Raw genomic sequence first — 26,817 nt, 5'->3', positions numbered from 1 at the left:
CCATGGAACTGACCTCACGGCAGCAGGCCTATGCCGACGCGGGCCTGGCCGTCATGGCTCGCGACGGCATGGGAGCGGTATCCTATCGCAGCGTGGCCGCAGAGGCGGGAATGTCGCTCGGGGCGGTCCAGAAGTCCTTCGCCACCAAGGACGAGCTGCTCCAGGCGATGCTCGCCCGCTTCCGTGCAGCCGCGGCGGCACCGGCTGTCGCCGTGCCGAGTCAGCCGACGCTCGTGGACTGGCTCGTCGCCCTGACGCTGCAGATCCTGCCACTCAACGAACGGAGCCGCCGCCAGGAAATCGTCGCGACGGGATTCGGAAACCTGGCGCACACCAATCAGGCCTTTTCCCTCGCACTGCGCACGGAGGATGCCGAATTGGTGGGGCGCATCGCGTCACTCATCGGACGCGCCATCGCGGAGGGCGAGATCCAGCCCGTCGATCCAACCCGCGCGGCACGCATCTGGCTCGCCCTGGTGCAGGGATATGGCTCGCAACTGCTCTATGACCCACGCACGGCTGACGCCGTCGAGGAAGAGCTCCACATCGCCTTATCGGCGCTGTTCAGACGCGCCGATCGCGTCGAGTCGGCGTAGCCACCTGCACAATGCCCCTGCGGCCCCTTGCTCCAAGTCGCAGCAGCCAACTACACACAAACCGGAACTCGACCGGGTCGCCACGATTAGGGGCAGTCAGGTGGATCTTGGAAGGCTCGCCACAGGGCAGCTGACCTCAGGCCTTACATGCCGCTGCCACAGGGTCAGACGCCTGTGCTCACCCACCGTCTCTCACCGTCGACCACATCGGTCGGGACCATGCCCAGCTTCGCAGCTACCGCCTGCGAGGCCAGATGATCGGGATTGATATGCGCAGCCACACTGTGAACTCCACGTTGAACGAGCCGATCGACCAGCAGCTGCGCGGCCCGCGACGCATAACCGTGGCCCTGCCACGGCTTACCGACCACCCAGGCAATCTCGGCGGGTCCGCCATTCTTGGGAACAGTGGCTTGCACATATCCGATGGGCTGGGCGTCAAGCAGCACCACCAAGTTGATCCAGTCCTTCGAGCCATCGAGGGAGCAGCCCCGAGTCTGGATCGCGTACGGCCGCTCGAGCTCCGTAGCGCTCGGCGGACCCACCGGTGAACTCGTACAGCGATGGGTCCGCCAGCACTTCGGCCATCACCTCCGCGTCATGGACCGACAGCTCACGAAGGTGCACAGCGTTGACCATCAGGAGCATTCCAGCACCAGGATTCACCCCCAAGCAAAGCATTCCCCACGCTTCTGGGGCGGCGAAGCATTCTGGGTGCCGAGGGGTCGTGGCAAGCGAGCCTTAGGCGGCCCGCAAGGGCTTGATCGCAGCGATCTCATCGATTGCCCGATCCTGCGCAAGCTCTAACCAAGGCCCGCGACGAGCCCGAGTCACGAAGCGGGGTGCGAAGTTCCTGTCCACGGATCAAACAAGGAGACACCGGTCCTCAGGAAGTCCTTGATGTTGCGCGTCGCACAGACCGCTCCCCGGGCTCGACAGATCGCCGCTATCTGCGCATCCCCAGTCGAGACCGGAAGACCAGCCGCTTCTCGCTGGGCCAGGGTGTCGGCATAGTGCGGAGCCGCCACGGCATCGAAGGCAAGAATCGCACCGGTGTCGCGATACGGACGCAGAGCACCCTCAACCGCCCCAGTGAGCTCGGTCTTTCGCCTACCATCAGGCAACCTGCGCAGGCCCGCCAAGAGCTCAGCCAGAGTGATTGCGGTGATGGCAACGTCATCAGTGACCGATTCCAGCCATTCCACGACGTTCACTTCCGGACGCGGCCTGAGCACCTCGGAGACGACGTTCGTGTCGAGAACGATCACGAGAAGTCCACTACGCGGGCGCGGTCAGAACGTTCGGGAATCGGCAAGTCTTCGACCCCACCGGCCAGCTGTCCCGCACGCAACAGCGCGAGCCCAATGTTTGGACGGGTCGCCGCCCGCGTCAGGATGTCACGAACTTCCGCCTCCATGGAGCGACCATGCTCCCTGGCCTGAGCAGCCAAGCGAGCCTTGACCGACTCATCAAGCCCACGGACGACAATGGACGACATCACGATCACCTCCCGAAGGTGCTTGCACTCATGCTATCACCCCAACATCAGCTCCAATCGGACTGGCCCCGGAGCCGCCGGCGACCGCCTCACACGTTGAAGCGGAACTCCACCACATTGCGCTTAACCGTAAGACTGTGGCTAAACGGATGTGCATGATGGGGATTGAGGGGATTTCACCGCGGGCCTTTGTCCCGGTGACAACGATTCAAGCTAAGCGTAAGTCCACGCTTCCTGACCTGGTCAAGCGCATGTTTGATACTGGTGAGCTCAACCGGGTGTGGATGTCAGATATTACCTACTTGCGCACCGGTGAAGGCTGGTTGTACTTGTGCGCGGTCCGCGATGGCCATTCCCGCCGGGTGCTGGGCTGGGCTATGGATAGCGTTCAAGATACTTCCCTGGTCGAGCGAGCCCTGCGGATGGCGCACACGTTGCGTGGTGACGTTCCTGATGGGCTGGTGTTTCACGCTGACCGCGGAGCTCAATTCACTAGCGAGCAGCTCTGGGAGGTTTGCCGCAGCCTGAGCATTGCTCAGTCCGTGGGGCGTACTGGTGTGTGCTTCGATAACGCGATGGCTGAGTCGTTCTGGTCGACGCTTAAAACCGAGTTCTACGACCGTAAGCGCTGGACGACCCGTGATGCTGCACGCAAGGCCGTTGCCTACTGGATTGAAGTCGTCTACAACCGTCGACGCCGACATTCCTCACTCGGTATGGTCAGCCCCGTCGACTTTGAGAACCAAATTGGTCTAATCACTAGCAGAAAAGGAATAGCTGCCTAACCACTAGGTAGCTCCACTACGTGTCCACGATTTGCGGGTAACCCCACCGACTTTGCCCCTTCGGGAGACAAGACAGTTCTTGTATCGTTCGGAAAGCATTCGTCGCTGCCGGGGTGAAGTGGCGGTTCCATACGCGGCCGTGATGTGCACCTGTGTTTCGCAGAACGGTGAGTTGTTCGCACCATCGAGCGAGGGGATCTTGGTTGTAGTAGCTCTTCTTCTGCTTAGAGTTCAATCGATCGACGTCGCCAAAGAAACCGAAACTGTGTGCAATACTCCGCTGATCATCAAGAGTGAGGCCATCAAAGAGGATGGAAATATCGGAAAAATCAAGGACATCAGCAAGAACCCAGAATGGGTAATCCCCGTAGTTGACACTGTAGTGATCCACAGCGCGGTTACGTTTTCGCTCGCGATCCACACGCTTCTCAGCAGTCTCTAGCCAGTCTTGATGCCGGAAATCCTCACGAAAGATACCTGGATCTTTGTAAGATAAGGCTCCTTTCGCGACGAGTAGTTCGCCGATCCGTGCACGTAGCGCAACCTCAATCCGCTCAATCCCATCGTAAATAAGTGTGCGCATTTTACGGTCGAATTCGTAGAGAGCGACTATTTCTTCGAACTTCGTGCCTCGCACAAAGCTGTCGGCGCGTTGCGGCTGTTTGGGGTCTTCAGGCTCTGGGAGAATCCGGTAGGCGTACCAATACCCGGACAGCCTGTAGTAAGAGACGCTAGACAGCCACTGCCTTGCTAGGGATTCGTTGAGCTCCATCCCTCGTGAGCGCATGAGGGCAATCTGCACTTCAACCGTGGTGGGATTTTTGATCTTCTTCATCGGGTTTTCATGCCTCGAAAGAAATCCAGCCCGTCTCCAACCTGATGGTCGAAGCGGGCTGAACGATTACCTAAATAATGCCACGGCCCCAGCGCGTTGGGTGGCCTCATTTGGCTACAGGAGCATGACGGCTAGATCGAGAAAAACAAAGACCGGCCCTGGGCTCCCACCAAAATGGGTAGCGGTACCGGTCATGTTGGTATTCAGGCTAGGCGATGACACCTAGCTGTGCAACGGTGAGGGCTCGACAAGCCACTCGATAATGTTTTTGTGTTGGATCCCGTCGCGGCTCATGTCGAACTGGTCCATGCTCAGCACGGTTTTCGGGAAGTTGTCGGTAACCCCGCGAAAGGCACCGAACTCGCGGTCGACGGTGTTTTGGCTGCCGAGCAGGTAACTCACCTGGAAGTACTCAGTGTCGGAACCTTTGCGGGCGATGAAGTCAATCTCGCGCGCGCCGGCTCTTCCGACACTTACCTCGTACCCGCGCGCAAGCAGCTCCACGCACACGATGTTTTCGAGGGTCAGCTCAATGTCGGCCTGGTTCGAAAGGCCGAGCGTTTCACGAAAACCGTGATCCACCGCATAGTACTTCTCAGTTGCCCGAAGCCTCGCCTTCCCCGCAATGTCAAAGCGCGGAACCCGATAAATCAAGAAAGCGTTCACGCAAAACTCAAGGTAGTTCAACACGGTATCAACCGAAACGGTGCGCCCCTCGCTTTTGAAAAAACGCACCAGTGACTGCGCCGAGAAGGTTTTTCCAATATTTGCGAAGCAGTAACCGACGATGCGGTGAAAAATGTCGACGTCGCGGATCTGGTGATACTCAATCACGTCTTTGAGCACAACCGAGTTGTACACCGAGTCAAGGTAGTCGAGCGAGGGTTCCCGGTCGAGGTTGAAGTATTTCAACGCCGGGAAACCGCCGAACTGCACAAAGTGCTGGAAGTGTTCGCTCAGTGTGCGGTCGCTTTGGCGGTGCAGCTCGACAAATTCCGCAAACGAAAACGGTTGGATCAAGAACTCAACGTAGCGACCGGCAAGATGTGTGGCGAGATCACCGGAAAGCATGCGCGAATTCGACCCGGTGACATAGATATCTGCGTCATAGTCGACGCGGATCGCGTTGATGGCTTTCTCCCAGTCGGCGACCTGCTGAATTTCGTCAAAGAAGAAATACGCGCGGGTGTTTTTGTTGAGGTTTTCGGCTTCGATGCGCCGTAGCAGCGCCGCTGCGTCTGTGATGTGAAGCCCGTCAGCGGACTCAAAATTCATCGCAAACACTTGTGGATCAGCGCTGCCCGCGCGAATCACTTCTTGCAGCTGCTGCAGAATCGTAGATTTGCCGCAGCGACGCACACCGGTGAGCACCTTCACGAGGGTTTGTCGATAAAGGGCTGGATCCGCGAAAAGTATCTCGGGCGTTCAATGATTCTGTCCACCACAAACCTCCCTGTCTTGTCGAGTATAGTCGACAAGCTGCTACTTTGCGGAGGTTTTGTCGATCATAGTCGACAAGAATCGCGCTGGCTCGGGCACAAAACAGCGCACCGCGGGAAGGTTGCCGGCGTGTGCCAGCGTCCAACCCGCGGTGCGCTATTCGGACGGTGCGGCCCGAATCGAGCCGCTGAGCCCTCGAGCCGTTAAGCCCTTGAGCCTAGAAGTCCCAGTCGTCGTCGGTGGTGTCTTCGCCCTTACCGATGATGTAGCTCGATCCTGATCCACTGAAGAAGTCGTGGTTTTCGTTGCTGCCAGGTGACAGCGCCGCGAGAATCTCAGGGTTCACTTCGGTCTCTTCAGCGGTAAACCGCGACGGGTAACCGAGGTTCATCAGCGCCTTGTTCGCGTTGTAACGCACGAACACGGCAACGTCGTCCATCAGGCCGAGCGGCTCGTACAGCTCACCCGAGTACTGCAGCTCAAGCTCGTAGAGCTCTTCCAGCAGGTCGAAGGTGAACTTGCGCATCTCTTCCTGACGCTCTTTGCTCTGCGTCTCGAGTCCGCGCTGGTACTTGTAACCAGAGTAGTAACCATGCACTGCCTTGTCACGCAGAATCAGGCGGATCATGTCTGCGGTGTTCGTCAGCGTCGCGTGCACCGAGAAGTGCAGCGGCAGGTAGAACCCTGCGTACAGCAGCAGCGACGACAGCAGCGTCGAAGACACTTTACGCTTGAGCGGATCATCGCCGTAGTAGTGGTGCAGCACCTTCTTGCAGCGTTCCTGCAGCAGATCGTTGGCAACTGCCCAGCGGTAGGCGTCGTCGATTTCCGGGGTGCTCGTCAGCGTTGAGAACACCGAGGAGTACGAGCGGGCGTGCACCGACTGCATGAACGCAATGTTGGTGTAGACGGCCTCTTCGTGTTCGGTGCGGGAGTCTTGGATCTGCACGATCTCACCGACAGTTGCCTGCACGGTGTCGAGCATGGTCAGACCGGTGAAGACGCGCATCGTGAGGGTGCGCTCTTCCTGGGTCATTTTCTGCCACGCGGGGATGTCGTTTGACAGCGGCACCTTCTCTGGCAGCCAGAAGTTCGCGGTCAGACGGTTCCACACCTCGAGGTCTTTGTCGTCGGTGACGCGGTTCCAGTTAATGGGGCGCAGCCGCGCTGCCGGGTCGTGGCGGTACGACGGCGGGGTGACCGAGATCTCTTGCAGCGGGCGGTCGGTGTTCAACGGATCAGTCATAGTTCAATAAAGCTCTTTCACTAGTGGTGTCTGGTGGTCAGTGCGCGGAGTGCGCGGACGGCGCGCGGTGCGCCCGCGCGCGCAGCACGGGCGCGAACGCGACTACAGCGCGCAGGAAACGCAGCCTTCGATCTCGGTTCCCTCGAGCGCGGGCTGGCGCAGGCGGATGTAGTACAGCGTCTTGATGCCCTTGCGCCACGCGTAGATCTGCGCGCGGTTGATGTCGCGAGTGGTCGCCTCGTCTTTAAAGAATAGCGTGAGCGACAGACCCTGATCCACGTGCTTGGTCGCAGCAGCGTAGGTGTCGATGATCTTCTCGGCGCCGATTTCGTAGGCGTCTTCGAAGAACTCGAGGTTGTCGTTTGTCATGTGCGGAGCCGGGTAGTACACGCGGCCGAGCTTGCCCTCTTTACGAATCTCAATCTTCGAGGCGATCGGGTGGATCGAAGCCGTCGAGTTGTTCACGTAGCTAATCGACCCGGTCGGTGGCACCGCCTGCAGGTACGCGTTGTAGATACCGTGTTCGCGGATCGACTCGCGCAGCTGTTCCCAGTCCGCAACCGTCGGCAGCGCAACTCCAGCCTCGGCGAAGAGCTCACGCACCCGCGCGGTTTCTGGCACCCACTCCTCGGCCGTGTAACGGTCGAAGTAGCTGCCGTCAGCGTAGTCGCTCTTCTCGAAGCCCGCGAAGGTCGCACCGCGGTCAATCGCCAGCTGGTTCGAAGCGCGCAGCGCGTGGTAGGTCACCGTGCGGAAGTACGCGTCGGTGAAGTCAATTCCCTCTTCGCTGCCGTAGTGGATGCGCTGCGAAGCGAGGTAGCCGTGCAGGTTCATCTGGCCGAGGCCGATGGCGTGTGACGCACGGTTACCCTCGGCAATTGACGGCACCGCCTGAATGTCGGTCTGATCCGACACACTCGTCAGCGCCCGCACCGCAATCTCAACGGTTGCGCCGAAGTCCGGGCTGGCCATTGCCTGCGCAATGTTCAGCGAGCCGAGGTTGCACGAAATGTCGTGACCGATCGTCTCGTACCCGATTGCGGCGTCGTACTCAGAGGCGGTGTTCACCTGCAGAATCTCCGAGCACAGGTTCGACATGTTGATGTGCCCCTCGAGCGGGTTCGCACGGTTCACAGTGTCTTCGAACAGCACGTACGGGTAGCCCGACTCGAACTGCAGCTCAGCGAGGGTCTTGAAGAACTCGCGCGCGCTGATCGTGGTCTTGCGGATCCGCGGGTTCGCGACGAACTCGTCGTAGCGCTCGGTGATTGACTGATCCGAAAGCGGAATACCGGTTTCGCGAAGCACATCGTAGGGGCTAAACAGGTGCATATCTTTGTTCTGCTTAGCCAGTTCGAAGGTCACATCCGGAATCACAACCCCAACCGACAGGGTCTTAATGCGGATCTTCTCGTCAGCGTTTTCACGCTTCGTGTCGAGGAACCGCATAATGTCGGGGTGGTGCGCGTGCAGGTACGCAGCGCCTGCGCCCTGGCGAGCGCCGAGCTGGTTCGCGTAGCTGAAGCTGTCTTCGAGGATCTTCATCACGGGAACAACACCGGAAGCCTGGTTCTCGACCTGCTTAATCGGGGCACCCGCCTCGCGGAGGTTTGACAGCAGCAGCGCCACACCGCCGCCGCGCTTGGACAGCTGCAGCGCAGAGTTAACGCTGCGGCCAATCGATTCGAGATTGTCTTCAACGCGCAGCAGGAAGCACGACACGAGCTCGCCGCGCTGTTTCTTACCCGCGTTCAAGAACGTCGGAGTTGCCGGCTGGAAACGGCCCGAGAGGATCTCGGTGACCGTCTTCGAAGCCAGTTCCTCGTCACCCTGACCGAGGAACAGCGCCGTGGCAACAACTCGCTGCTCGAAGTTTTCGAGGAAGAGGCTGCCGTCGAAGGTTTTCAGCGCGTAGGAGGTGAAGAACTTAAACGCACCGAGGAAGGTCTGGAACTTGTGCCCGAAAGCGTCGGCCTGTTCGTGGAGGCGCTCGACGAAGTCCTTGTCGTAGGCGCGCAGGTATTCGGCTTCGTAGTACTCGTTTTCGATCAGCCACTCCAGGCGTTCCCACACCGAAGCGAACTGCTTCGTGTTCGGGATGACCTGCTGGTTCAGGTAGGCCTCCGCCGCTTCGTGATCCTTGTCAAACTGGATCGACCCGTCCGCCGCAAACAGGTTCAGCTGGGCGTTGAGCGCGTGGTAGTCCTTCCGCTCGCCGACCCCGCCAACCCGTGCAGTGTTGGGGGTGGTTGTTTCTGATGGTGTGGCGATCGTCATGCGACGTCCTCCTCATTTGCTTCTGCTTCTAATGTGTTCTGTCGTGCCCAAAATTCGTCTAAACCAGCCTTGACTCGAGCAACGTCGCGGTTGGTGCCAAGAAGTTCAAAGCGGTACAGCTCAGGAACTTTGCACTTGGCTGAGATGATCGGTCCTGCGATGCAGTAGTGCTCACCGAAGTTGGTGTTCCCCGCGGTAATCACGCCGCGGATCAGCGCGCGGTTTGCAGGATCGTTCAGGAACGTAATCACCTGCCGCGGCACCGCCCCGGCCTGCGCTCCGCCGCCGTAGGTCGGAACCACGAGCACGTAGGGCCTGGTCACTCGGATCATTCCCTCTGTGCGCGGTCGGAGTGGGATCCGCACCGCCGGGCGCTCGAGCTTCTCGACGAAGCGGAGGGTGTTCTCCGAAACGCTCGAGAAAAACACCAGGTCAGGTGAATCTTGCCCCTCGAGCACTCGCACCTCCGCGACGCTTCGTGTTCGGCCTTCCCTGCGTTCACTCATCAGCATGTTCTCCTCTCAGCATTTGCACCTCAGCAATCCCACCCCTACATCTAGTCCTGACCCACATTGCGGGCACCACATATAGTGGTTAGCACGAATAATCTCACAAATCTACGACACGCCGAAGTACAGACTACGTCATACCGAACCTGGAGTGCTCTAGGTTTTTAGGTCCAGGTGACTTGAGTGCTGTCCATTGATGCCCTGCCTGTGGGTGGGGAGAATGGATGAATGGTGAAGAAATTCAGCAAGCATACTCCCGAGCAGATTGTTCGTAAGCTCGATAGGGCGCGGGAATTGAAGGAATCGGGATCAACTACAGCTCAGATCCTGACCACGTTGGGGATTAGCGAAGCCACGTTGAACAGGTGGCAGGCTACCTATGGGGCGATGACCAAGAGCGAGGCGAAAGAGCTCCAGCGCCTGCGCGAGGAAAACACGCGCCTCAAACGCCTCCTAGGTCAGGCAGAGCTGGAAAAGGCTGCGTGGAAAGAATTGTCGGAGGGAAACTTCTAAGCCCAGCTCGCCGCCATGATGCCGTCTGGCATCTGGTCGGGCTGGGCTACTCCCAAAGACTTGCCTGCCAGATTGTTGGGCTCTCTCGCAGTGCTTACCGGCGCGCTAGGACCCGCGAGAACAAGCCGGATAAGTACGCGGACCTACGGGCGTGGATGCACGACTTCGTTAAGGATCATCGCCGGTGGGGACACCGGCGCGCCTGGAGAAACGCCCTCGCCGAAGGGTACGGGATATGCCGCGAGACTTTCCGCAGGATCTGGCGTGAAGAGGGCTTGCGTGTCTTGCCTAGGAAGAAGCTCAAGCGTCTAGCTGCCGATACCCATCGTGATGTTCCTGCCGGCCAGTACCCGAACAACGTGTGGGCGTTGGACTTCCAGTTCGATTCAACCTGGCACGGCAAGACAATCAAAATCTGTAACATTATCGATGAATACACCCGCGAACACCTCGCCTTCACGGTCGACAAGAACATTAACGCGGTCTCGGTGACCGAACTCCTTGACGTGGCTTGTCTGGAGCACGGCGGGCGCCCGCGGGTGATCCGGATGGATAACGGGCCCGAGTTCATCGCTCATGCGCTCCAGGAGTGGGCAGCCGAGGGTGAGACAATCCAGGCATTCATCCCACCAGGCCAGCCCTGGCATAACGGGTTCGTTGAGTCTTTCCATAACCGGATGAGAGACGAACTCTTGGAGGACAACAGTATCGAGAATCTCGAGCATGCCCGCCTACTCGTGGCCCAATGGTCATCACGTTACAATAACTTCCATCCGCATTCCTCACTCGGCTACCTCAGCCCACGGAAATACGCGGAACAATGGAAACAAGAAAACACGGTCAACACTTAAACCGAGTGGGCCTAATTCTTAGGCCACTCCACTCGACGCCCCAGGCATAAGGGCGTTGGTATTCAGGGATGACAAACTCGTAGTCTCCATCATTAAGTAACCTGCCGACGCTTATTTCCTTTGCATCGAGCTGCCTATTTTCGCCAGTCATTACTTGCCCCTAAGTCGTCGGTTGGATGGCATTCTCTCAAATTGCTCATGGATTGCGGAGTGAACCAGTCAGGCGGCCAAATCGTAGCTCGCGCGCGTTTGTATCCGTCGTGGAATGAAAGTTTCAAGTATGAGGTCTTTGTCGCTGGGGTCCAGCATCTCGACCATCATGTTGCAGACGTTGCGGGGGGTGAAGAACTCTCCTCGGTCCCCGCGAAGGTTCGAACCTACGACCTCTTCATACGCCTTACCCTTGACGTCCACATCGGAGTCAAGCAACGAGAACATCTGAAGCTGCGTGACAATGTATGCCAGAACCTTAGGGTCGAGTTCGATTTGCTCGACTGGTTTGAAAATCTGAGGGTACTGAGTCTTGACGTTCTCGAATAGCTTCCCGATCCGCGAGGAGCACCGCATCAGGCCAGTCATGTTCTGACGTTCCTTAGGTGTTGCGTAAAACTGCGGCGAGCTGGAATCACGTTCATCCTGGATCTTGCAAAATATGAGCTTCAGCAGCTCCCAGAACGCCTCCGGCTTTTGCATCCCCTGATTACCAGCGATATAGCTGTGAGCCCTCCGGAAAGCAAACAGCAAAGAGTCCGATGCAGCCGGGCGCAGTTGGTCGAAACGCGGCGTGCCCGCCTCAGCACTGTCACCACAGTGGGGAATGTCAGGGATCTCAACGGAGACCCGCTGGCCAGACGTCCCCGTTTCAAAGGCGTAGCTCGCCATATCCTCACCGTTGGTCCACATGCCGACTTCGACGTTCGGACATGCGGCCATGTAGCTGAGCATCTGTTCGACACCGTCCTTCTTCATTGAGGGACGGACCTTGGCGCTCTTGCACTCAATGATGAGCCAGGCAGTTGATTGGGTCTGCTCTGACGCCCGAAGGTCGGGCGGGAACACCACGATGTCGACGCGGACCCGTCGACTACCGAACTTGATCGGGAATTCGACCCGAATGTCGCGTTTGTCGTACCCGTACTCGCGCACGAGCGACTTGAGGATCTCCTGACGGACATACTCCTCGGGCGTGTCCTGCCTCAACGTGGCGCCGTCGATGAAGTCGAGCACTTTGCCGGGCGGGACAATCGCAAACCCGCCATGCGGCGCATCGCTCTGGACAACTGGGCGGCTCACCTTCTACCGCCAGACGTTAGTCCTGATCGAAACTCGACCACGTCTCCGTCTTGCATAACGTAATCCTTGCCCTCCATGCGCACCTTGCCGCGGGCCTTCGCTTCTTGCATGGAACCGGCGTCGTCGAGCTCGTCGAAGGAAACGATTTCGGCCTTGATGAAGCCACGCTCGAAGTCGGTGTGAATCACACCTGCGGCTTGGGGCGCAGTCCAGCCCTTGTGGATGGTCCAGGCACGCGATTCCTTGGGTCCAGCCGTGAGGTAGGACTGCAGGTTGAGGGTGTCGTAGCCGACCCGGGCGAGCTGGTCGAGGCCGGATTCCTCCTGGCCCGTCGAGGCGAGCATCTCCGCGGCTTCGTCGGCCTCGAGCTCGATGAGTTCGCTCTCAAACTTCGCGTCGAGGAAGATCGCCTCCGCGGGGGCGACAGCCTTGCGCAGTTCCTCCTGCATCGCGTTATCCGCGAGCCCCTCTTCGTCCGTGTTGAACACGTAGATGAACGGCTTGGCAGTCATGAGCTGCAGTTCTTTGAGGAGCGACACGTCGATCCCGGCACCGTCGGCCCCCTGGAAGAGGGTGCTCCCGGATTCGAGGAGCTCTTTTGCTTTGAGCACCTCGGGAAGGATCGCGGCATCGATGACCTTGCGCTTCGTGTCTTTCTCGAGGCGCGGAAGGGCGTTATCGATCGTCTGGAGGTCGGCGAGGATGAGCTCGGTCGAAATCGTCTCCATGTCGCCCGCGGGAGTCTCAGAGCCGGGAACGCGCGTGACGTCGGGGTCGCTGAAAGCGCGGGTGACTTGGCAAATCGCATCGGCCTCACGGATATTTGCGAGGAACTTGTTGCCAAGGCCTTCACCTTCGCTCGCGCCCTTCACGATGCCGGCGATATCCACGAAGCTCACGGTCGCGGGGAGGATCTTCTCGCTCCCGAAGATCTCTGCGAGCCGCGCGAGGCGGGGATCCGGAAGCGGCACCACACCGACGTTCGGGTCGATCGTCGCGAACGGATAGTTCGCCGCGAGCACCTCCGCACGGGTGAGCGCGTTGAACAGGGTCGATTTACCAACGTTGGGCAGGCCAACGATTCCAATTGTCAAAGCCACGCCCCTCATTCTAGGGGCAGGGCCCGACGCTTGCCCTCCTCAGGGCGTGCCGCACTTTAAATGTCTCACCCCCGTGGTGAGGTAGAAGTATGAACTTTTCGACTCTTGTGACCGTTCTCCTTCCGTTGCTCATCGGGGCTGCTCTCGGAGCAGCGGTCATGTGGATCCTCATGCGCGAGCGGGTTCGTGCTGCTGAAGCCAAGGCCTCGGCGAACGGAACCGACATCGAAGCACTTGCCGCACGCGCGGTTAACGCCTCGAGCACGCAACTGCTGCAGCTCGCTTCGGAACGCTTCGATCGCGATTCGGCTCGGCGCGAAGCAGTCGATGCGGCACGCTCGGAGCAGCTTGCCCGCACGCTCTCCCCCATTTCGGAAACCCTCACGAGTTTGGAGCGCTCGGTTGCGCGCACGGAGGCGGCCCGGCAAAAGGCCGATGGTGACCTGGCTTCGCAGTTGAAGAATCTCTCGGAGCGCACACGCGATCTGGGCATGGGGGCGAACGCCCTCGTCACCGCCCTCAAAGCCCCCACGAGCCGAGGCCAGTGGGGAGAGGTGCAGCTGCGACGCATCGTCGAGGCTGCGGGCATGCTCGAGCACACGGACTTCACCGAACAGCTCAGCGGGAAAAACGTGAGCGGAGAGAAGAACCAGCGCCCCGATCTCGTCGTTCATTTGAGCCACGGGCGCACGATCGTCGTGGACGCAAAGGCTCCCATGGACGCTTACCTGCGTGCTGCCCAAGCCACGGAGAAAAACGAACGGGCGAAATACCTCGCGGACCACGCGCGAGCATTGCGATCGCACGTCACGCACCTCAGCTCGAAGTCGTACTGGGCCTCGCTCGGCGACTCCCCCGAATTCGTGGTGCTGTTTGTGCCGAGCGACGGTCTTCTCGCGGGCGCGCTCGAGGCGGATCCAGGGCTGCTCGATGGTGCCTTCACGCTCGATGTTGTGATCGCCTCTCCCGCCACCCTCATGGCACTTCTTCGAACCGTCGCCCACACGTGGCGCACGGACGCACTGAACCAGGACGCCCTCCGCGTTCTCGAGGCAGGTCGCGAGGTGCATAAGAGGCTCGGCACTCTTGGCGGGCACCTTGCGAAACTCGGCCGTTCGCTCGATTCGTCGGTGCGGGCGTTCAACAACGCGGTGGGCTCGTACGAGGCGCGAGTGGTGCCCGCGGCGCGCTCGATGGAAGAGCTTCACATCGTCGGTGGCGCCCTCGAAGGAGTCGAACCAGTGACGCAGCTCGCACGCGATATCGATCCGTCAAACCTGAATGCCTAATCTCCACTCGTACACGGCGCGTACAGCCAACAGCCCCCATTTCTTCACCAATCCGTTAAACGCCAAGAGCAACGTTGAGGAGCTTCCCCGAAACTCCCAACAGGCACTTAGCGAAAGTGAAGGGTATGACTCCTCAGTCGCGCGGCACGCGCCGCACTCCTGCCATTTACTCCAAATCCCTCGCCGCAGCGGCACTCGGCTTCACTCTTGTCGCGAGCCCCGCAATCGTCCCCGCCGGCATCGCCCCTTCAACGATGAACGCCGCCCAGGCAGCTCCGGCGAGCACCTGGCCGCTCGTCGTCACCGAGATCGCACCGAACAACGCAGGCGACGACCACTACGAATTCGTCGAGGTCACTAACACGACCGACAAACCCCTCACGATCGGTGAGGGCGGCTACTCGCTCGCCTACATCTACGAGGACAGCACTAACACCGCGAAGGACGTCGCCCTCGCATCCGAGAAGCCGATCGAACTGGCCGCCGGGGAGACCGTGACCCTGTGGCTGAGCTACACGAGCGATGACGGCAAGGTCGATTCGGCCGCGCATACCGTCGAAGAGTTCCGCACGCAGTGGGGCATGGATCCGAACGCGCGCGTCGAGCGCATCACCGGCCAAACGGGTATGGCGAACGGCGGCAACCGCGGCATTCGCGTTCTCGACTCGAACGGCGCCGAAGTCTCGCGCTCGTTCTACCCGAAAGGCTCGGTCGCTGAGGACAAGTCCGCACAGTTCCGCACCCCTGCCGATTCGAGCGTGAAGAGTCTCGAGGTTCTCGAAGGCCCGGCTGCTCCCACCGCAGGCAAGGTCGACCCGAAGCAGCTCGAGGACCGCATTGCAGAGCCTCAGCCCGAGAAACCGGCTGAGCCCGCCCCCACCGAAGACGTCCCCGGCCCGGCGGCCGATACGACCGTCGGCCAGCTCCTCATTACCGAGCTCGTTCCCGATTCCACCAACACCGGCGAGGGCGACGGCTACGAATTCATTGAAATCTACAACCCCACTACCAAACCGATCAGCCTCGCTGACTACCAGGTCGCCTATCAATACCCCGGTGAGGGCCGGAAAATGGGCAACCAGGCTGTGTGGCCCATGGAACCTGCCGATAAGGTCGTCAAGCCCGGCGGCACGGTCATCGTATGGATCAAGAACGGCTCTAACGATGCCAAGACCGTCGAAGACTTCGCCAAGAACTACGGTGTTGACCCGAACAGCCTCACCATTGTTGAGTCCTCGGCGGGCGGTATGGCCAACGGCTCGCTTCGCGGTATGGAGATTCAGACCCGCACGGGCCACACCGTAAGCCGCGTCTTCTACAACGAAAACGGCCGCGATGACACCCAGGCGGATCAGGGCATCCACTACGCGGTCAATCCCGAAAACTTCCAGGTGAGCGAGATCGGGGAGATCTCGAAAGCAACGCCGGGTCAGGCGGCTCCCGCGAAGGTTCCCTCGAAGCTCGTGAAGCTCAACGAGGACACCGAAAAGCCAGCTCTGGTGGATCAGACCGCAAAGTCCCTCGACCCGACAAAGGACGCCCAGATCACGATCAAGGCGACCGATAACGTCCAGGTTCGTCGCCTCACCGTCTCCCTCCAGTCGAACACTGACGATAAGCCGATGGCCAAGGACCTCCTCGCGAACGAGGATGGCACCTTCACCCTCACGATCCCCCAGGCGGACCTCACGGGGAAGAAGTACTTCGAGTATTCGGTTGAGGCCTCCGACGGCACCAACATCGCCACCATTCCGCTGACTCGCGTTGAGGTCGAAGGGGCCGAGCAAGGTCCGGTTCGCCTCAACGTCTCGGAAAAGCAGTACGTGAGCGGCACGACCCGCCTCTCGGTTTCGAGCGATCACGAAAACGACACTCGCACGCTTGCCGTCGACGGGACCGAAGTCAACGCGGATATTCCCTCGCTCGAGAAGGAGCCCGTCTTCGCCATCGACGCGACGCAAACCGATGCGTTCTTCCGCAACGGCGTGCTCGTCAAGGACGAGGTCCTCACGATCTTCGACAAGGGTTTCTACGAGAACTGGGAAACCGTGACTGCCGATGTCCCGCTCAAGTACGTCACGAAGGGCGAGTCACTCCAGGTTGACGTCGCGGCGGGCACCAAGGCCAAGCCCGGCATCGACCCGAACGAAAACAACGACGACTTCAACGCCCGCAACGCACGCCTCGTCCTCCCCGACGGGCGCACCTTGCGCGCGGCCGACTACACAGACGCCGAGGGTAAGACGGTCCCGGCCAGCGATCCCACCCAGATCATTAACATGGGCGATTCGAAGGGGAAGGTCGAGATTCTCAACGCGACGTTCTCGATACCGGACGATGCGTTCACCGCGAACGCCTACCAGTGGGACACCACCAAGGTCGCTGACGGCGAGCACAAGGTGAAGGGCACGCTCGTTGGTTCGGGTTCGACGACCAGAATCGCCACTTTCGCTGCCGACTCAATCAGCGACACCTCCGAAGTGGAGACGACCGTCATCGTCGACAACACCGCCCCGGTGATCACCTCCTCGATCGCCGACGGCTCCGAGCAGCGCGGCGAGTTCACCCTGGACTTCGAGGCAACCGACGCCGGCGTCGGCGTCGCGAGCACGTCCGCAACCTTCGACGGCGAGAAGGTCGAATCCGGCACGACGTTCTCCTCGCTTACCCTCGCGGCAGGCACGCACACGCTGACGATCGTCTCGACGGACAAGCTCGGTAACGAGTCGAAGAAGACGATCACGTTCACGACGCCCGTCGAGCAACCGTCGGCCACCCTTGATACGGCGGATGGCGCGGGCCTGAACGTGTGCGTAGACGATTCGCTTTCGGCGACCGCGACCGACCCCAGCAAGGATGACCTCTCGGTCTCCTTCCGTGAGGGCTACTCGACCTCGCTTAGCGAAGGTACGCTCGCGGGCACTGCGGGAAGCGTCCACGACGCCGACCAAGCAGACCGCCAGGGCGATGCGCTCAAGGCCGGTGAGACGACAACCGCGGGTTCGGCACTTCCCTTCCACGAGTTCTCGACCGCCGTGCCCGAGGGCGCAGGCGAAGACTCGGAGATCCGCGTGAGCTGGACCGGTGCTTCCAACAAGGGACAGCGCGTGCGTCTTCTCGTGTGGAACACCGAGAAGAACAGCTGGGAAGAAGTCCAGTCGCTCCTTACGGATAGCGAATCTGGCGAGGCGAAGCTCGAAGCGATCGTCCCGCTCAAGGGTCACAACGTGGATGGCGAGATCAAGGCTCTCGTTCAGCAGGGTGTTGGATACGCCGGTGCAGACCTCTCCGATCGCACAGGAGCGGAGCCCGGCGAGCATGCAGAGGACACCAAGCGCGCGGACTACGACTACACCTTCGCCGTTGAGTCGGACACCCAGTACTACAACGACGCCGCGAACATCTACCACCACCAGGTCGCGATCCACGACTACCTTCTGCGCGTGCGCGAAAAGATGAACCTTCAGTACGTGTTCCACACGGGCGACATCGTCGACAAGATCGACAATGCCGAGGGCTGGGTCCGCGCCGATGAGTCCTACAAAACGCTCGACGACGCGAAGCTCCCCTATGGCGTTCTCGCAGGCAACCACGACGTTGGCCACCACGCCAACGACTATTCGAAGTACGGCGAATACTTCGGAGAGAGCCGTTACAGTGGCAACCCGTGGTACGGCGGTAGCTACAAGGACAATCGTGGCCACTACGACCTCATCAGCGCCGGGGGCCAGGACTACATCGTCCTGTACATGGGATGGGGCCCGGGCGATGAAGAGATCGAGTGGATGAACGAGGTGCTCAAGAAATACCCGGAACGCATCGCCTTCATCGAGCTTCACGAGTACATGCTCACGACCGGCGGCCTCGGCCCGATCCCGCAGCGGATCTACGACGAAGTCATCGCGACCAACCCGAACGTGCGCGCGGTCATGAGCGGCCACTACCACGACGCTCACACGCGCGTGGATAAATTCGATGACAACGGCGACGGCACCCCGGACCGCACCGTGACTCAGATGCTGTTCGACTACCAGGGCCTTGCCGAGGGTGGCCTCGGCTACCTCCGCCTCATGCACTTCGACAACGAGAAGGGCCGCATGATCGTGCGCACCTACTCGCCGTCGCTCAAGGACTATGACTCGGAGGATCCGAGCTTCGAGCCGATCGACCAGGAGTTCGAGGTGAGCTACGCCGATCTTGGCCTCACGCCCGAGAAGAAGACCCTCACGACCGCCGAAGCTCGCATCGACGTGCTCACGACCAAGGAATTCGGCCACAAAGACGGCGTTGCCTCCGGCGACACCGTGAGCGTCCCCGCGAGCGATCTGCCCGAGGGCGAGTTCTCGTGGTACACGCTCACGACCGACCCGTACGGCGCGAAGCACTACAGCGAGGTGCGCAACGCTTCTGTGACCAAGACCGAGTGCGGCCAGGATGGCGGCACGACAGTCGACCCGGACGGCACGGTCGTGCCCGGTGAGGGAGGCAATCCCGGCAAGCCCGGCGAGACTGAAACCGGCAGCACGGGCAACACCGGCAACACCGGCAACGCCGGTTCTGGCAAGGGGCATCCGGGCGAGGGCTCGCACGGGTCCTCCGCCACTGGCGCTAAGGAGCACTCGACAGGGCTCCCTCGCACGGGTGCCGAGGTGATGGGCATTCTCGCGGCGGGTCTCGTGCTCGTCGCGGGTGGCGCCGCGGTTCTCCGCTCGCGCCGCGTCTCGCGCTGATCGTTATAAGCCCCGCGTGAGCGGGCGCTTCCCGAAGGCCGGCGCTACCCGAAAGAGGGTGGCGTCGGCCCTTTGTTGTGCTTTGGTTATCCACAGCGGCGGGCGGAGCCCACGCAAGCCGAGGCTGGTCTGGCACAGTAGAGACATGCAGGAAAGAGGCGTGGACCTACACCACATGACCGCACTCGAGGGAGGAGAGCCCCCAGCGCTGCCGGCGACGGCCGCGGAAACGACCGCGGAGCGCCCTTGGCCCGTGGGGCTGCTCAGCCAGAAGGTGCGCGATTACGTGAACCGCATGAGTGTCGTGTGGGTGCGCGGCGAACTGGTGCAGGTCAGCCGGGGCAAAGGCGCACTGGTATTCATGACTCTTCGCGATACCGACATTGATGCGAGTTTCTCGGTATCGATGCGTGCGAGCGCGTTTGCGCGCCTGCCCCTCGAACCGCAGCAGGGCAGCGAAGTGGTGGTGCAGTGCAAGCCGACGTTCTGGGGGCGGCGTGGAACGCTCCAACTTGAAGCCGCCGATATCCGCGCGGTAGGAATCGGCGATCTGCTCCAGCGCCTCGAGCGTCTCAAGAGGGCGCTCCACGACGAGGGGCTCTTCGCCGCGGACCGCAAAAAACCTCTCCCGTTCCTCCCCCGCACGATCGGGCTCATTTGCGGGCGTAAATCTGCGGCGGAGCGCGACGTCATCGTCAATGCCGAGAAACGCTGGCCGGCGGTGAGGTTCGAGACGCGCGAAGTCGCTGTTCAGGGCACGCGCGCCGTCGGCGAAGTCAGCGAGGCACTGCGCGAACTCGACTCGCGCGAGGACGTAGACGTCATCATCATTTCCCGCGGCGGTGGCTCACTCGAGGATCTTCTCCCGTTCTCGGATGAATCCCTCGTTCGCCTCGCCGCGGCCGCTCGTGCCCCTATCGTGTCGGCCATTGGGCACGAGATCGATACGCCGCTTCTCGATCTCGTCGCCGACTATCGCGCATCGACCCCCACCGACGCCGCGAAGAGCGTTGTTCCCGATATGGCCCTCGAATGCGCACAGTTGGGCGATGCACGCCGTCGCTCGCACGCGGCTCTCTCTTCGCGTCTCGAGCGGGAGCGGGAGGCACTTGCTACTGTCCGAGCCCGCCCCGCATTCGCACAGCCGCACACGATGATCGACAGCCACGCGCAGGTGATCGACGGCGCGATTGCCTCGGCTCGCGCAACCATTGCGATTGCCCTCGACCGCGCCGGTGAGCGCGTGAGGTCCCTCGCCGATCAAGCTCGGGCGCTCTCACCACTGCATACACTCGAGCGCGGCTACGCGGTCGTACAAAACGCGAATGGAGCCGCGCTCACCGACCCGAGCGAAGCACCCGAGGGAACTCGCGTATCAATCAGGCTCGCGGGCGGTCGCCTATCAGCGACCTCCCTCGGCGAGGAATAACGAACTGTGAAGGAAGAGATCATGGAAAGCGAAGGCACGACTAGCGAACCGCAAGAGTTGCCCGAGGACATTCAGGCGCTCGGCTACGAGGAAGCGCGCGACCAACTGTTCTCGATCGTGCAGACCCTCGAGCGCAACCAGAGCGGGCTCGAGGAATCAATCGCGCTGTGGGAGCGCAGCGAGCTTCTCGCACGGCGATGCGAGCAGTGGCTCGACGGAGCACGCGTACGGCTCGACCGCGCGCTCGAGCGCCAGCAGGATGTACCCGAAGAAAGCTCTTCGCAGGACTAACGCTCGCAACGAGGCGTCTCACGCCTGTGCACGGCTCGACGTCACCGTTTTGTAACGACTAGAGTGACTGCGCACACTTACTTACCGTTATGAGAAAGGCTACTCATGGAGTACCTGAAGCTCATCGGCATCGTGATTATCGTGGTGGGCTTCGTGCTCAAACGAGACACGCTTGCCGTCGTGGTCGTAGCCGGTCTGGTTACGGGCCTCGTGGCTGGGCTGAGCCCACTGGAACTGCTGACCCTTCTCGGCCAGTCGTTCACCGATCAGCGCGTTGCTACGTTGTTTATCCTGACCCTGCCCGTCGTGGGCATCTGTGAGCGCTACGGCCTCAAGCAAAAAGCCGTGGACCTCATCGGATCCGTCAAGAATGCGACGACCGGCACTGTCCTGTCGCTCTACCAGCTGATTCGCGCGGTCGCCATCGCGTTCTCGGTCCAACTTGGCGGCCACCCGCAGTTCGTGCGCCCGCTCATTTCACCGATGGCTGAGGGCGCCGCCGAGGCCAAGTTCGGCTCGATTACCGAGAAGCAGCGCGACTCGATTAAGGGCGCCTCCGCCGCCGCCGATAACTTCGGCAACTTCTTCGCACAGAACCTGTTCCTCGGCGCACCGGGCGTACTGCTCATCGTGTCGACAATGGCGGAGCAGGACTACACCCAGGTCACCCCGCTTGCGGTGGCACTGTGGTCGATCCCTGTCGCGATTGCAACCATGATCTTTGGCGTCGTGCGCAACTTCCTTCTCGACCGCCGTCTTCGCGCCGAATCGACCTCCGGCGCTGCGTCGGCCGGTACCGAAGGGAGCGTGAAGGCATGACTCCCGATATCGTGATCGGCGAATTTTTCTTCATCCTCGTCGGCGTGATCTTCGCGATTACGGGCGGCCTGTGCGGGAAAGATGCCGCACTCAAGAACCGCATCCCGGCGGCGACCTTCTGGTTCATTCTCGCGTTCGCGTTTATCACCGGCCCTTGGGTACCGGCGTGCCTCATCGGCATCTGCGTCATCGCGCTCGCCACGATCACCGCCGTGTGGGGCGTAAAGCCCGCCGCGGTCGATCGCCCCGACCCCGCGCACGTTGAGGAACGCGCTTCGAAGCTCGGCTACAAAGTCTTTATTCCTGCACTGTCGCTCGCTGTTTTCGCGCTCGTCGCGGCAACCGTGTACCAGAAACTCGAGATGCCGACCTACCTCGCGGTGGGGACCGGCGCCGTGCTCGCCACCGTCGTGGGCCTCGTCGTCACGAAGGCGCCCGCAAAATTCGTGGCGGTCGACGGCGCACGCCTCACAATGGACGTCGGACCGGTGGGAATTCTTCCCCAGCTGCTCGCGGCCCTCGGTGCGGTGTTTACCGCCGCGGGCGTGGGCACGGTCATTGCCGACACCGTCGCGAAAGTCATTCCGGCACACAACCCCCTCGTGGGAGTCATCGCCTACTGCGTGGGCATGGCCCTTTTCACCGTGATCATGGGCAACGGCTTCGCAGCGTTCTCCGTGATTACCGTCGGCATCGGTATCCCGTTCGTCGTCGCGCAGGGTGGAAACCCGATCATCGTGGCAGCGCTCGGCCTGACCGCGGGCTACTGCGGCACACTCCTGACCCCTATGGCCGCCAACTTCAACGTGGTTCCCGCGGTCTTGCTCGAGATGAAAGACAAGTACGGGGTCATCAAGTCTCAAGCCGTGACTGCCACGCTGCTTTTGCTTGTGCACATCGTGCTCATGTACACCCTCGCGTTCTAATTGGAGGAACACCATGTCAATCCTTGTGACCGCATTTGATCCGTTTGGCGGGGAGAAGATCAACCCCGCGCTCGAGGCCGTGAAGGCACTTCCCGCCGAAATCGCGGGAGAAGAGGTCATCACGGTCGAAGTGCCCACAGTGTTCGGCAAAGCTATCGAGGCGGCGACGGCAGCGATCGAGAAGCACCAGCCGAGTGCCGTGCTCTGTGTCGGCCAGGCTGGCGGGCGCTTCGACATCACCCCAGAGCGCGTCGCGATCAACATCGACGATGCGCGCATCCCCGATAACGACGGCAATCAGCCCATTGATGAGCCCGTGGTTGACGGGGCACCGTCGGCGTACTTCGCGACCCTGCCGATCAAGGCGATGGCCGCGGCGATTCGCGACGCGGGCGTTCCCGCCTCGGTCTCGAACTCGGCGGGGACCTTCGTGTGCAACCACATCATGTACGGCGTTCTGCACCACCTCGCAACCAAGGGCCCGAAAGACACCCGCGGTGGCTTCGTGCACGTGCCGTTCATCCCCGAGCAGACCGTGGGCAAGCCTGGTCAGCCCTCGCTTTCCACGGAGACGATCACGAAGGGGCTCACCGCAGCGATCCGCGCGATCGCTGAGAACGCGAGCGATGTGGCCACGGTCGAGGGCACGACACACTGAACCCCACGCACACACCGCACTCGGGGCGCTATGGCGCCACGGATACGAGTGCGTATCGCGGCAGCGCGGATCTCTTACCGCGCTGCCGCGCGTGCGTGAAGGTACGTGCCGAGAACGGCCACCACGAGAGCGACGACGGCAACGCCTGAAACCCACATGCCGATCGCCCCGAAGATGAGCGTGCTCGTGACGGCCGCTCCCCCCTGCACAACGATCCACACGAGAAGCGGGGCGAACAGGAGAACAAAGGCGAGGATCCACGCAGTGACGAGGGCGCCCGTTGTTGTGCACGTGCGCACCGCGACGATGCCCGTTAGCGCAAACAGCGCTGCACCTGCGATCACGCACGCGAGCTGGGCGGTCGAGAAAATGCCTCCCCAGGCAAAAATTGCGAGGAGCGCGGAGGCGACGAGGCCAAGCACGATGACGACGGGGGCGGTTGCTGAGCGCGGGTGTTGCCGGCTCTGTCTTCCGGGGGCCTCTACCGGCGTCGAAGCCGCGGTGCGGTCGGGCGCAGACGTGCGCGCGGGCCTCGCGGTGGGCGTTGACGCAGTTGGGTCGGGACTCGCGACAGGCGCGAGGACCTCGGTGGGGTCTGCACCAAGCGGCGCATCGAGCTTTTCGGTGGCGTCGGCACTACCGCGCGACGGACGGTGGGAGTTGTCGTTCATGGTTCCTCACTTGTTGACACGGTCGAGGGCGGCCTTCATAAGCGCGGCGTGCTCATCTTTCTCTCCTGCCCCGTAAACGATGAGCGTCGTCTCTCGAGCGGAGCATACGATTCCCGACACCGGCTTAGCAGCGTCCGCGTTTGTGTCGCTCGAGGGGGATTGAATTTCGAGATTCGCACACTCCGTGCCTCTGATCTCGAAGTAATCGGTCTGCGTCACTTTTCCGCGGATTCGAGGGGCGAGCGTGGAAAAATCTGTTTGCGCCTGAAGGAGAGTTTCCAGCTCACCGGAAGGCGAGGTGTAGCGCACCTCCCAGTTGGCCGGTTCGGTCGTCGACATTTTCGCCTCACGCACCGTAAACCCTTCCGGCTCGACGTCGGCCGCGCGAAATCCGAGTGACTCACTCGCACGCGCCGCGCTTTCGCCCACATTGACATGTGAACGCGCGGAGGAGGCCGTATCACGATCGTTCCGTCCGAGCCCGACGATGACAACCGCGGCAATAGCTACCACAATGAGGTTCAGTCCGATCGCCCACACAAGGTTCCGTACCGAGGTGTTTTTCTTCGTGGGCAGCTCGCGCTTTTTCCGCTGCGGTCTCTCGTGAGATTCGGCCATACCGCCATTGTTCCAAATTCCGAAGCGTCGCGCGCCGTGACTGAGGACCATGCGGCCCCCGCTGTGATCTGAAACAATACTGGCGTGAGTACCTATCTAACGATCGGCGAAGCGCTGACAGACATCGTAATCCGCAAAGACGCTCCCAGGGCCGAGCTCCCGGGTGGGTCCCCCATGAACGTGGCCGTTGCCCTCGGCCGCCTCGGCCACACCTCGCACCTGCTCACCCACATCGGCGATGACGAGCGCGGGCGCGCCATTGTGCAGCATGTTGAATCCTCGAACGTCTCGCTCACCCCCGGTTCGGTAAGGCCTGGGGCTCACACCTCGACTGCGGCCGCGACGATCGGCGAAGGCGGCGCGGCTTCATACGACTTCGACATCACGTGGGACCCCGATCCACGAGGACTGCCCGCAAAGGTCGATGCGGTGCACACCAGCTCGATCGCCGCGACACTCGAGCCAGGCGCCGATACCCTCCGCACGGTCGTGGCTTCGCTCCGCGAGAGCGCCCTTATCTCCTACGATCCGAACGCGCGCCCCACCCTCATGGGAGATCCCGCGATTGCGCGCGAACCAATCGAGGAGAACATCGCGCTCGCCGACATCGTGAAGGCCTCAGACGAAGACCTCGAGTGGCTGTATGAAACGACCGACATCGACCAGGCTGCGCAATCATGGCTTCGCAGAGGCGTGAAGCTCGCGGTCATTACGCGCGGTGAGAAGGGCGCGACGGCGTTCACCGCGCAGGGGCGATTCGATATTCCGGGCGTCCGCGTCGACGTCACCGACACGGTTGGAGCGGGAGACACATTCTCGGCCGGCCTCCTCGATGCACTCTCACGCAAGGGGCTCCTCGGGGCTTCGGGCCGCGAGAAGATCAGCGCGCTCGAGGGGACGGCCATCGAGGACATCCTCGCGCACGCCGCGCTCCTCGCATCCGTGACAGTATCTCGCGCGGGCGCGAATCCGCCGTGGACGCGCGAAATCGCTGATCGCTGCACGCTCACATCCACGGAGGACTGACATGACTGGCACCGAAGATTTCCGCATCGAACACGACACCATGGGTGAGGTGCGAGTTCCCGTTTCGGCGCTCTACGGTGCGCAAACCCAGCGCGCAGTGGAAAACTTCCCCATCTCCCATCGCCCTCTCGCACCGTCGAACATTCACGCGCTCGCGGAGGTCAAGCGCGCCGCTGCCCTAGCGAACGCCGAACTCGGCGTTCTCGACGAGGAGCGCGCCGAGGCCATCGCCCGGGCCGCCGAGCGCGTCAGCGAAGGCGAGTTCGATGCACAGTTCCCGATCGACGTGTACCAAACGGGTTCGGGCACGAGCTCGAACATGAATATGAACGAGGTGCTCGCGCATCTCGCGAGCACGAACGAACGCCCGGTGCACCCGAACGACCACGTCAATGCTTCGCAATCGAGCAACGACACCTTCCCCACAGCCGTGCATCTCGCCGTGACGCGCGATGTCACGACTCTCCTCATACCGGCCCTCGAGTCGCTCGCGGGCGCGCTCGAGCGCAAAGAACGCGAATTTGCGGGGGTCGTCAAGAGCGGCCGCACGCACCTAATGGACGCTACCCCCGTCACCCTCGGCCAGGAATTCGGTGGTTTTGCCGCGCAGGTACGCTACGGGATCGAACGTGTCGAGGCCGCAATCGGCCGCACCGCCGAGCTGCCCCTCGGCGGGACCGCCGTGGGCACCGGCATTAATACCCCCGCGGGTTTCGCCTCGCGAGTCATTGAACTCCTCCGCGAGCGCACTGGCCTCCCGCTCACGGAGGCGCGCAATCACTTCGAAGCGCAGTCGGCACGCGACTCCCTCGTCGAAATGAGCGGGGCGATTCGCACACTCGCGGTTTCTCTCACGAAGATCTGCAATGACCTTCGATGGATGGGATCGGGCCCCAACACGGGACTTGGCGAAATCGCGCTACCCGATCTCCAGCCGGGCAGTTCGATCATGCCCGGGAAGGTCAATCCGGTTATTCCCGAGGCGGTGCTCATGGTGTGTGCACGCGTTGTCGGCAATGATGCGGCGATCGCGTGGGGCGGCGCACAGGGGGCGTTCGAACTGAACGTTCAGATCCCTCTCATGGGAACGGCACTTCTCGAGTCGATCACACTTCTCTCAAACTCCTCGCGCGTCCTTGCGACGAAGACGATTGAAGGAATCCGTGCGAATGAGGAGCGGACACGGTTCTTTGCGGAGGCCTCTCCCTCGGTCGTGACGCCTCTCAATAGGCTGATCGGCTACGAGAGTGCGGCCGCGATCGCGAAGTATTCGGTTGCGAACCGCGTTTCGGTCCGCGAAGCGGCTATCGCACTCGGTTACGTCGAGCGCGGTGAGCTCACCAAGGAGCAGCTTGATACCGCGCTCGACGTGTTCACGATGACCGCTCCCCCTGCCCCTCGGGGCGAGTAGGGGCGC

At 61.4% G+C, this 26,817-nt stretch carries 24 protein-coding genes and 1 pseudogene; 13 read left to right on the top strand and 12 right to left on the bottom strand.

The features are described from left to right. The first annotated feature begins 2 nt into the window (after positions 1–2). Positions 3–596, top strand: a complete 594-nt coding sequence (locus tag HMPREF1484_RS05910; protein ID WP_016664118.1) for a TetR/AcrR family transcriptional regulator — start codon at positions 3–5, stop codon at positions 594–596. A gap of 164 nt (positions 597–760) precedes the next feature. On the opposite strand, the gene HMPREF1484_RS11790 is transcribed toward HMPREF1484_RS05910, so the two are convergent. The 3 genes from HMPREF1484_RS11790 to HMPREF1484_RS05895 form a co-directional block, all read right to left on the bottom strand. Continuing rightward, on the bottom strand, positions 761–1,048 hold the full coding sequence (locus tag HMPREF1484_RS11790) for a GNAT family N-acetyltransferase (protein ID WP_232049727.1): 288 nt from the start codon (positions 1,046–1,048) through the stop codon (positions 761–763). A 378-nt stretch (positions 1,049–1,426) separates the two neighbouring features. Then, positions 1,427–1,864, bottom strand: coding sequence for a type II toxin-antitoxin system VapC family toxin (locus tag HMPREF1484_RS05900; protein ID WP_016664116.1), 438 nt, complete (start codon positions 1,862–1,864; stop codon positions 1,427–1,429). Beyond that, positions 1,861–2,094 (bottom strand): hypothetical protein, encoded by a 234-nt coding sequence (locus HMPREF1484_RS05895; RefSeq protein WP_016664115.1) that lies wholly within the window; start codon positions 2,092–2,094, stop codon positions 1,861–1,863. The genes HMPREF1484_RS05900 and HMPREF1484_RS05895 overlap by 4 nt, the downstream gene beginning before the upstream one ends. Here HMPREF1484_RS05895 and HMPREF1484_RS05890 point away from each other — a divergent pair. Then, a pseudogene (locus HMPREF1484_RS05890) lies at positions 2,079–2,879 on the top strand (IS3 family transposase); the annotation flags it as partial. The gene HMPREF1484_RS05895 and the pseudogene HMPREF1484_RS05890 overlap by 16 nt on opposite strands. Positions 2,880–2,895: 16 nt before the next feature. Here HMPREF1484_RS05890 and HMPREF1484_RS05885 read toward each other — a convergent pair. The 5 genes from HMPREF1484_RS05885 to nrdI all read right to left on the bottom strand — a co-directional run bounded on the left by HMPREF1484_RS05885 (position 2,896) and on the right by nrdI (position 9,189). After that, a complete protein-coding gene (locus tag HMPREF1484_RS05885; protein WP_016664113.1) occupies positions 2,896–3,714 on the bottom strand; it encodes an Abi family protein in 819 nt (272 codons plus the stop codon). A 222-nt stretch (positions 3,715–3,936) separates the two neighbouring features. Continuing rightward, complete coding sequence (locus HMPREF1484_RS05880; protein WP_016664112.1) at positions 3,937–5,091, bottom strand: ATP-binding protein; 1,155 nt, start codon at positions 5,089–5,091, stop codon at positions 3,937–3,939. 280 nt (positions 5,092–5,371) lie between these two features. Beyond that, positions 5,372–6,400 (bottom strand): class 1b ribonucleoside-diphosphate reductase subunit beta, encoded by a 1,029-nt coding sequence (gene nrdF / locus HMPREF1484_RS05875; protein WP_016664111.1) that lies wholly within the window; start codon positions 6,398–6,400, stop codon positions 5,372–5,374. 102 nt (positions 6,401–6,502) lie between these two features. Next, a complete protein-coding gene (gene nrdE / locus HMPREF1484_RS05870; RefSeq protein WP_016664110.1) occupies positions 6,503–8,677 on the bottom strand; it encodes a class 1b ribonucleoside-diphosphate reductase subunit alpha in 2,175 nt (724 codons plus the stop codon). Next, positions 8,674–9,189 carry a class Ib ribonucleoside-diphosphate reductase assembly flavoprotein NrdI gene (gene nrdI, locus HMPREF1484_RS05865; protein ID WP_019174207.1) on the bottom strand — a complete coding sequence of 172 codons (516 nt, stop codon included), beginning with the start codon at positions 9,187–9,189 and terminating at the stop codon, positions 8,674–8,676. Before nrdI ends, nrdE begins: the two co-directional genes overlap by 4 nt. Before the next feature lie 225 nt (positions 9,190–9,414). Between nrdI and HMPREF1484_RS05860 the strand changes: the two genes are divergently transcribed. Together HMPREF1484_RS05860 and HMPREF1484_RS05855 are read left to right on the top strand one after the other, a co-directional pair. Then, positions 9,415–9,699 (top strand): transposase, encoded by a 285-nt coding sequence (locus HMPREF1484_RS05860; RefSeq protein WP_016664108.1) that lies wholly within the window; start codon positions 9,415–9,417, stop codon positions 9,697–9,699. Beyond that, a complete protein-coding gene (locus tag HMPREF1484_RS05855) occupies positions 9,669–10,550 on the top strand; it encodes an IS3 family transposase (RefSeq protein ID WP_016664107.1) in 882 nt (293 codons plus the stop codon). The genes HMPREF1484_RS05860 and HMPREF1484_RS05855 overlap by 31 nt, the downstream gene beginning before the upstream one ends. Before the next feature lie 219 nt (positions 10,551–10,769). On the opposite strand, the gene HMPREF1484_RS05850 is transcribed toward HMPREF1484_RS05855, so the two are convergent. Together HMPREF1484_RS05850 and ychF are read right to left on the bottom strand one after the other, a co-directional pair. Then, entirely contained in the window at positions 10,770–11,843 is a 1,074-nt protein-coding gene (locus tag HMPREF1484_RS05850; protein WP_016664105.1) for a type I restriction enzyme HsdR N-terminal domain-containing protein, read from the bottom strand. Next, the gene (gene ychF / locus HMPREF1484_RS05845; RefSeq protein ID WP_034372396.1) at positions 11,840–12,943 is read right to left on the bottom strand and encodes a redox-regulated ATPase YchF; all 1,104 of its coding nucleotides are present in this window, start codon (positions 12,941–12,943) and stop codon (positions 11,840–11,842) included. The genes HMPREF1484_RS05850 and ychF overlap by 4 nt, the downstream gene beginning before the upstream one ends. Before the next feature lie 89 nt (positions 12,944–13,032). Between ychF and HMPREF1484_RS05840 the strand changes: the two genes are divergently transcribed. From HMPREF1484_RS05840 to pcp, 7 genes are all read left to right on the top strand, one after another. After that, positions 13,033–14,232: a DNA recombination protein RmuC gene (locus HMPREF1484_RS05840; protein WP_016664103.1), complete on the top strand. Its 1,200-nt coding sequence runs from the start codon at positions 13,033–13,035 to the stop codon at positions 14,230–14,232. A gap of 125 nt (positions 14,233–14,357) precedes the next feature. Continuing rightward, entirely contained in the window at positions 14,358–18,962 is a 4,605-nt protein-coding gene (locus HMPREF1484_RS05835; protein ID WP_016664102.1) for a lamin tail domain-containing protein, read from the top strand. Between the two features lie 145 nt (positions 18,963–19,107). Next, positions 19,108–20,391 (top strand): exodeoxyribonuclease VII large subunit, encoded by a 1,284-nt coding sequence (gene xseA / locus HMPREF1484_RS05830; RefSeq protein ID WP_156979625.1) that lies wholly within the window; start codon positions 19,108–19,110, stop codon positions 20,389–20,391. A 21-nt stretch (positions 20,392–20,412) separates the two neighbouring features. Beyond that, positions 20,413–20,682, top strand: a complete 270-nt coding sequence (locus HMPREF1484_RS05825) for an exodeoxyribonuclease VII small subunit (protein WP_016664100.1) — start codon at positions 20,413–20,415, stop codon at positions 20,680–20,682. A gap of 105 nt (positions 20,683–20,787) precedes the next feature. Next, a complete protein-coding gene (locus tag HMPREF1484_RS05820; RefSeq protein WP_016664099.1) occupies positions 20,788–21,501 on the top strand; it encodes a DUF969 domain-containing protein in 714 nt (237 codons plus the stop codon). Further along, the gene (locus HMPREF1484_RS05815; protein ID WP_016664098.1) at positions 21,498–22,427 is read left to right on the top strand and encodes a DUF979 domain-containing protein; all 930 of its coding nucleotides are present in this window, start codon (positions 21,498–21,500) and stop codon (positions 22,425–22,427) included. The genes HMPREF1484_RS05820 and HMPREF1484_RS05815 overlap by 4 nt, the downstream gene beginning before the upstream one ends. Positions 22,428–22,440: 13 nt before the next feature. Further along, on the top strand, positions 22,441–23,085 hold the full coding sequence (gene pcp / locus HMPREF1484_RS05810; protein WP_016664097.1) for a pyroglutamyl-peptidase I: 645 nt from the start codon (positions 22,441–22,443) through the stop codon (positions 23,083–23,085). Positions 23,086–23,159: 74 nt separating this feature from the next. Here pcp and HMPREF1484_RS05805 read toward each other — a convergent pair whose 3' ends face one another. Then, a complete protein-coding gene (locus HMPREF1484_RS05805) occupies positions 23,160–23,756 on the bottom strand; it encodes a hypothetical protein (protein WP_016664096.1) in 597 nt (198 codons plus the stop codon). A 6-nt stretch (positions 23,757–23,762) separates the two neighbouring features. Further along, positions 23,763–24,374: a DUF4245 family protein gene (locus HMPREF1484_RS05800; protein ID WP_040386493.1), complete on the bottom strand. Its 612-nt coding sequence runs from the start codon at positions 24,372–24,374 to the stop codon at positions 23,763–23,765. A gap of 84 nt (positions 24,375–24,458) precedes the next feature. On the opposite strand from HMPREF1484_RS05800, the gene HMPREF1484_RS05795 reads away from it, so the two are divergent. Together HMPREF1484_RS05795 and HMPREF1484_RS05790 are read left to right on the top strand one after the other, a co-directional pair. Continuing rightward, positions 24,459–25,400: a carbohydrate kinase gene (locus HMPREF1484_RS05795; RefSeq protein WP_016664094.1), complete on the top strand. Its 942-nt coding sequence runs from the start codon at positions 24,459–24,461 to the stop codon at positions 25,398–25,400. Between the two features lies 1 nt (position 25,401). Next, the gene (locus tag HMPREF1484_RS05790) at positions 25,402–26,811 is read left to right on the top strand and encodes an aspartate ammonia-lyase (protein WP_016664093.1); all 1,410 of its coding nucleotides are present in this window, start codon (positions 25,402–25,404) and stop codon (positions 26,809–26,811) included. The last annotated feature ends 6 nt before the right edge of the window (positions 26,812–26,817 follow it).

Source organism: Dermabacter sp. HFH0086 (assembly GCF_000413375.1).
In the GTDB taxonomy this organism is placed as follows: Bacteria; Actinomycetota; Actinomycetes; order Actinomycetales; family Dermabacteraceae; genus Dermabacter; species Dermabacter hominis.
Note: the sequence above shows the minus strand (reverse complement) of the source record. Positions and strands in the feature narration are given on the sequence as shown.

What these genes read in the sequence shown, in the direction of transcription:
- HMPREF1484_RS05790 (WP_016664093.1), top strand. Translation starts at nt 25,402, where the DNA reads ATGACTGGCACCGAAGATTTCCGCATCGAACACGACACCATGGGTGAG.
- HMPREF1484_RS05825 (WP_016664100.1), top strand. Translation starts at nt 20,413, where the DNA reads ATGGAAAGCGAAGGCACGACTAGCGAACCGCAAGAGTTGCCCGAGGAC.
- HMPREF1484_RS05835 (WP_016664102.1), top strand. Translation starts at nt 14,358, where the DNA reads ATGACTCCTCAGTCGCGCGGCACGCGCCGCACTCCTGCCATTTACTCC.
- HMPREF1484_RS05840 (WP_016664103.1), top strand. Translation starts at nt 13,033, where the DNA reads ATGAACTTTTCGACTCTTGTGACCGTTCTCCTTCCGTTGCTCATCGGG.
- nrdI (WP_019174207.1), bottom strand. Translation starts at nt 9,189, where the DNA reads ATGCTGATGAGTGAACGCAGGGAAGGCCGAACACGAAGCGTCGCGGAG.
- nrdE (WP_016664110.1), bottom strand. Translation starts at nt 8,677, where the DNA reads ATGACGATCGCCACACCATCAGAAACAACCACCCCCAACACTGCACGG.
- HMPREF1484_RS05895 (WP_016664115.1), bottom strand. Translation starts at nt 2,094, where the DNA reads ATGTCGTCCATTGTCGTCCGTGGGCTTGATGAGTCGGTCAAGGCTCGC.
- HMPREF1484_RS05805 (WP_016664096.1), bottom strand. Translation starts at nt 23,756, where the DNA reads ATGAACGACAACTCCCACCGTCCGTCGCGCGGTAGTGCCGACGCCACC.
- HMPREF1484_RS05815 (WP_016664098.1), top strand. Translation starts at nt 21,498, where the DNA reads ATGACTCCCGATATCGTGATCGGCGAATTTTTCTTCATCCTCGTCGGC.
- HMPREF1484_RS05820 (WP_016664099.1), top strand. Translation starts at nt 20,788, where the DNA reads ATGGAGTACCTGAAGCTCATCGGCATCGTGATTATCGTGGTGGGCTTC.
- HMPREF1484_RS05910 (WP_016664118.1), top strand. Translation starts at nt 3, where the DNA reads ATGGAACTGACCTCACGGCAGCAGGCCTATGCCGACGCGGGCCTGGCC.
- pcp (WP_016664097.1), top strand. Translation starts at nt 22,441, where the DNA reads ATGTCAATCCTTGTGACCGCATTTGATCCGTTTGGCGGGGAGAAGATC.
- nrdF (WP_016664111.1), bottom strand. Translation starts at nt 6,400, where the DNA reads ATGACTGATCCGTTGAACACCGACCGCCCGCTGCAAGAGATCTCGGTC.
- HMPREF1484_RS05860 (WP_016664108.1), top strand. Translation starts at nt 9,415, where the DNA reads ATGGTGAAGAAATTCAGCAAGCATACTCCCGAGCAGATTGTTCGTAAG.
- xseA (WP_156979625.1), top strand. Translation starts at nt 19,108, where the DNA reads ATGCAGGAAAGAGGCGTGGACCTACACCACATGACCGCACTCGAGGGA.
- HMPREF1484_RS05885 (WP_016664113.1), bottom strand. Translation starts at nt 3,714, where the DNA reads ATGAAGAAGATCAAAAATCCCACCACGGTTGAAGTGCAGATTGCCCTC.
- HMPREF1484_RS05800 (WP_040386493.1), bottom strand. Translation starts at nt 24,374, where the DNA reads ATGGCCGAATCTCACGAGAGACCGCAGCGGAAAAAGCGCGAGCTGCCC.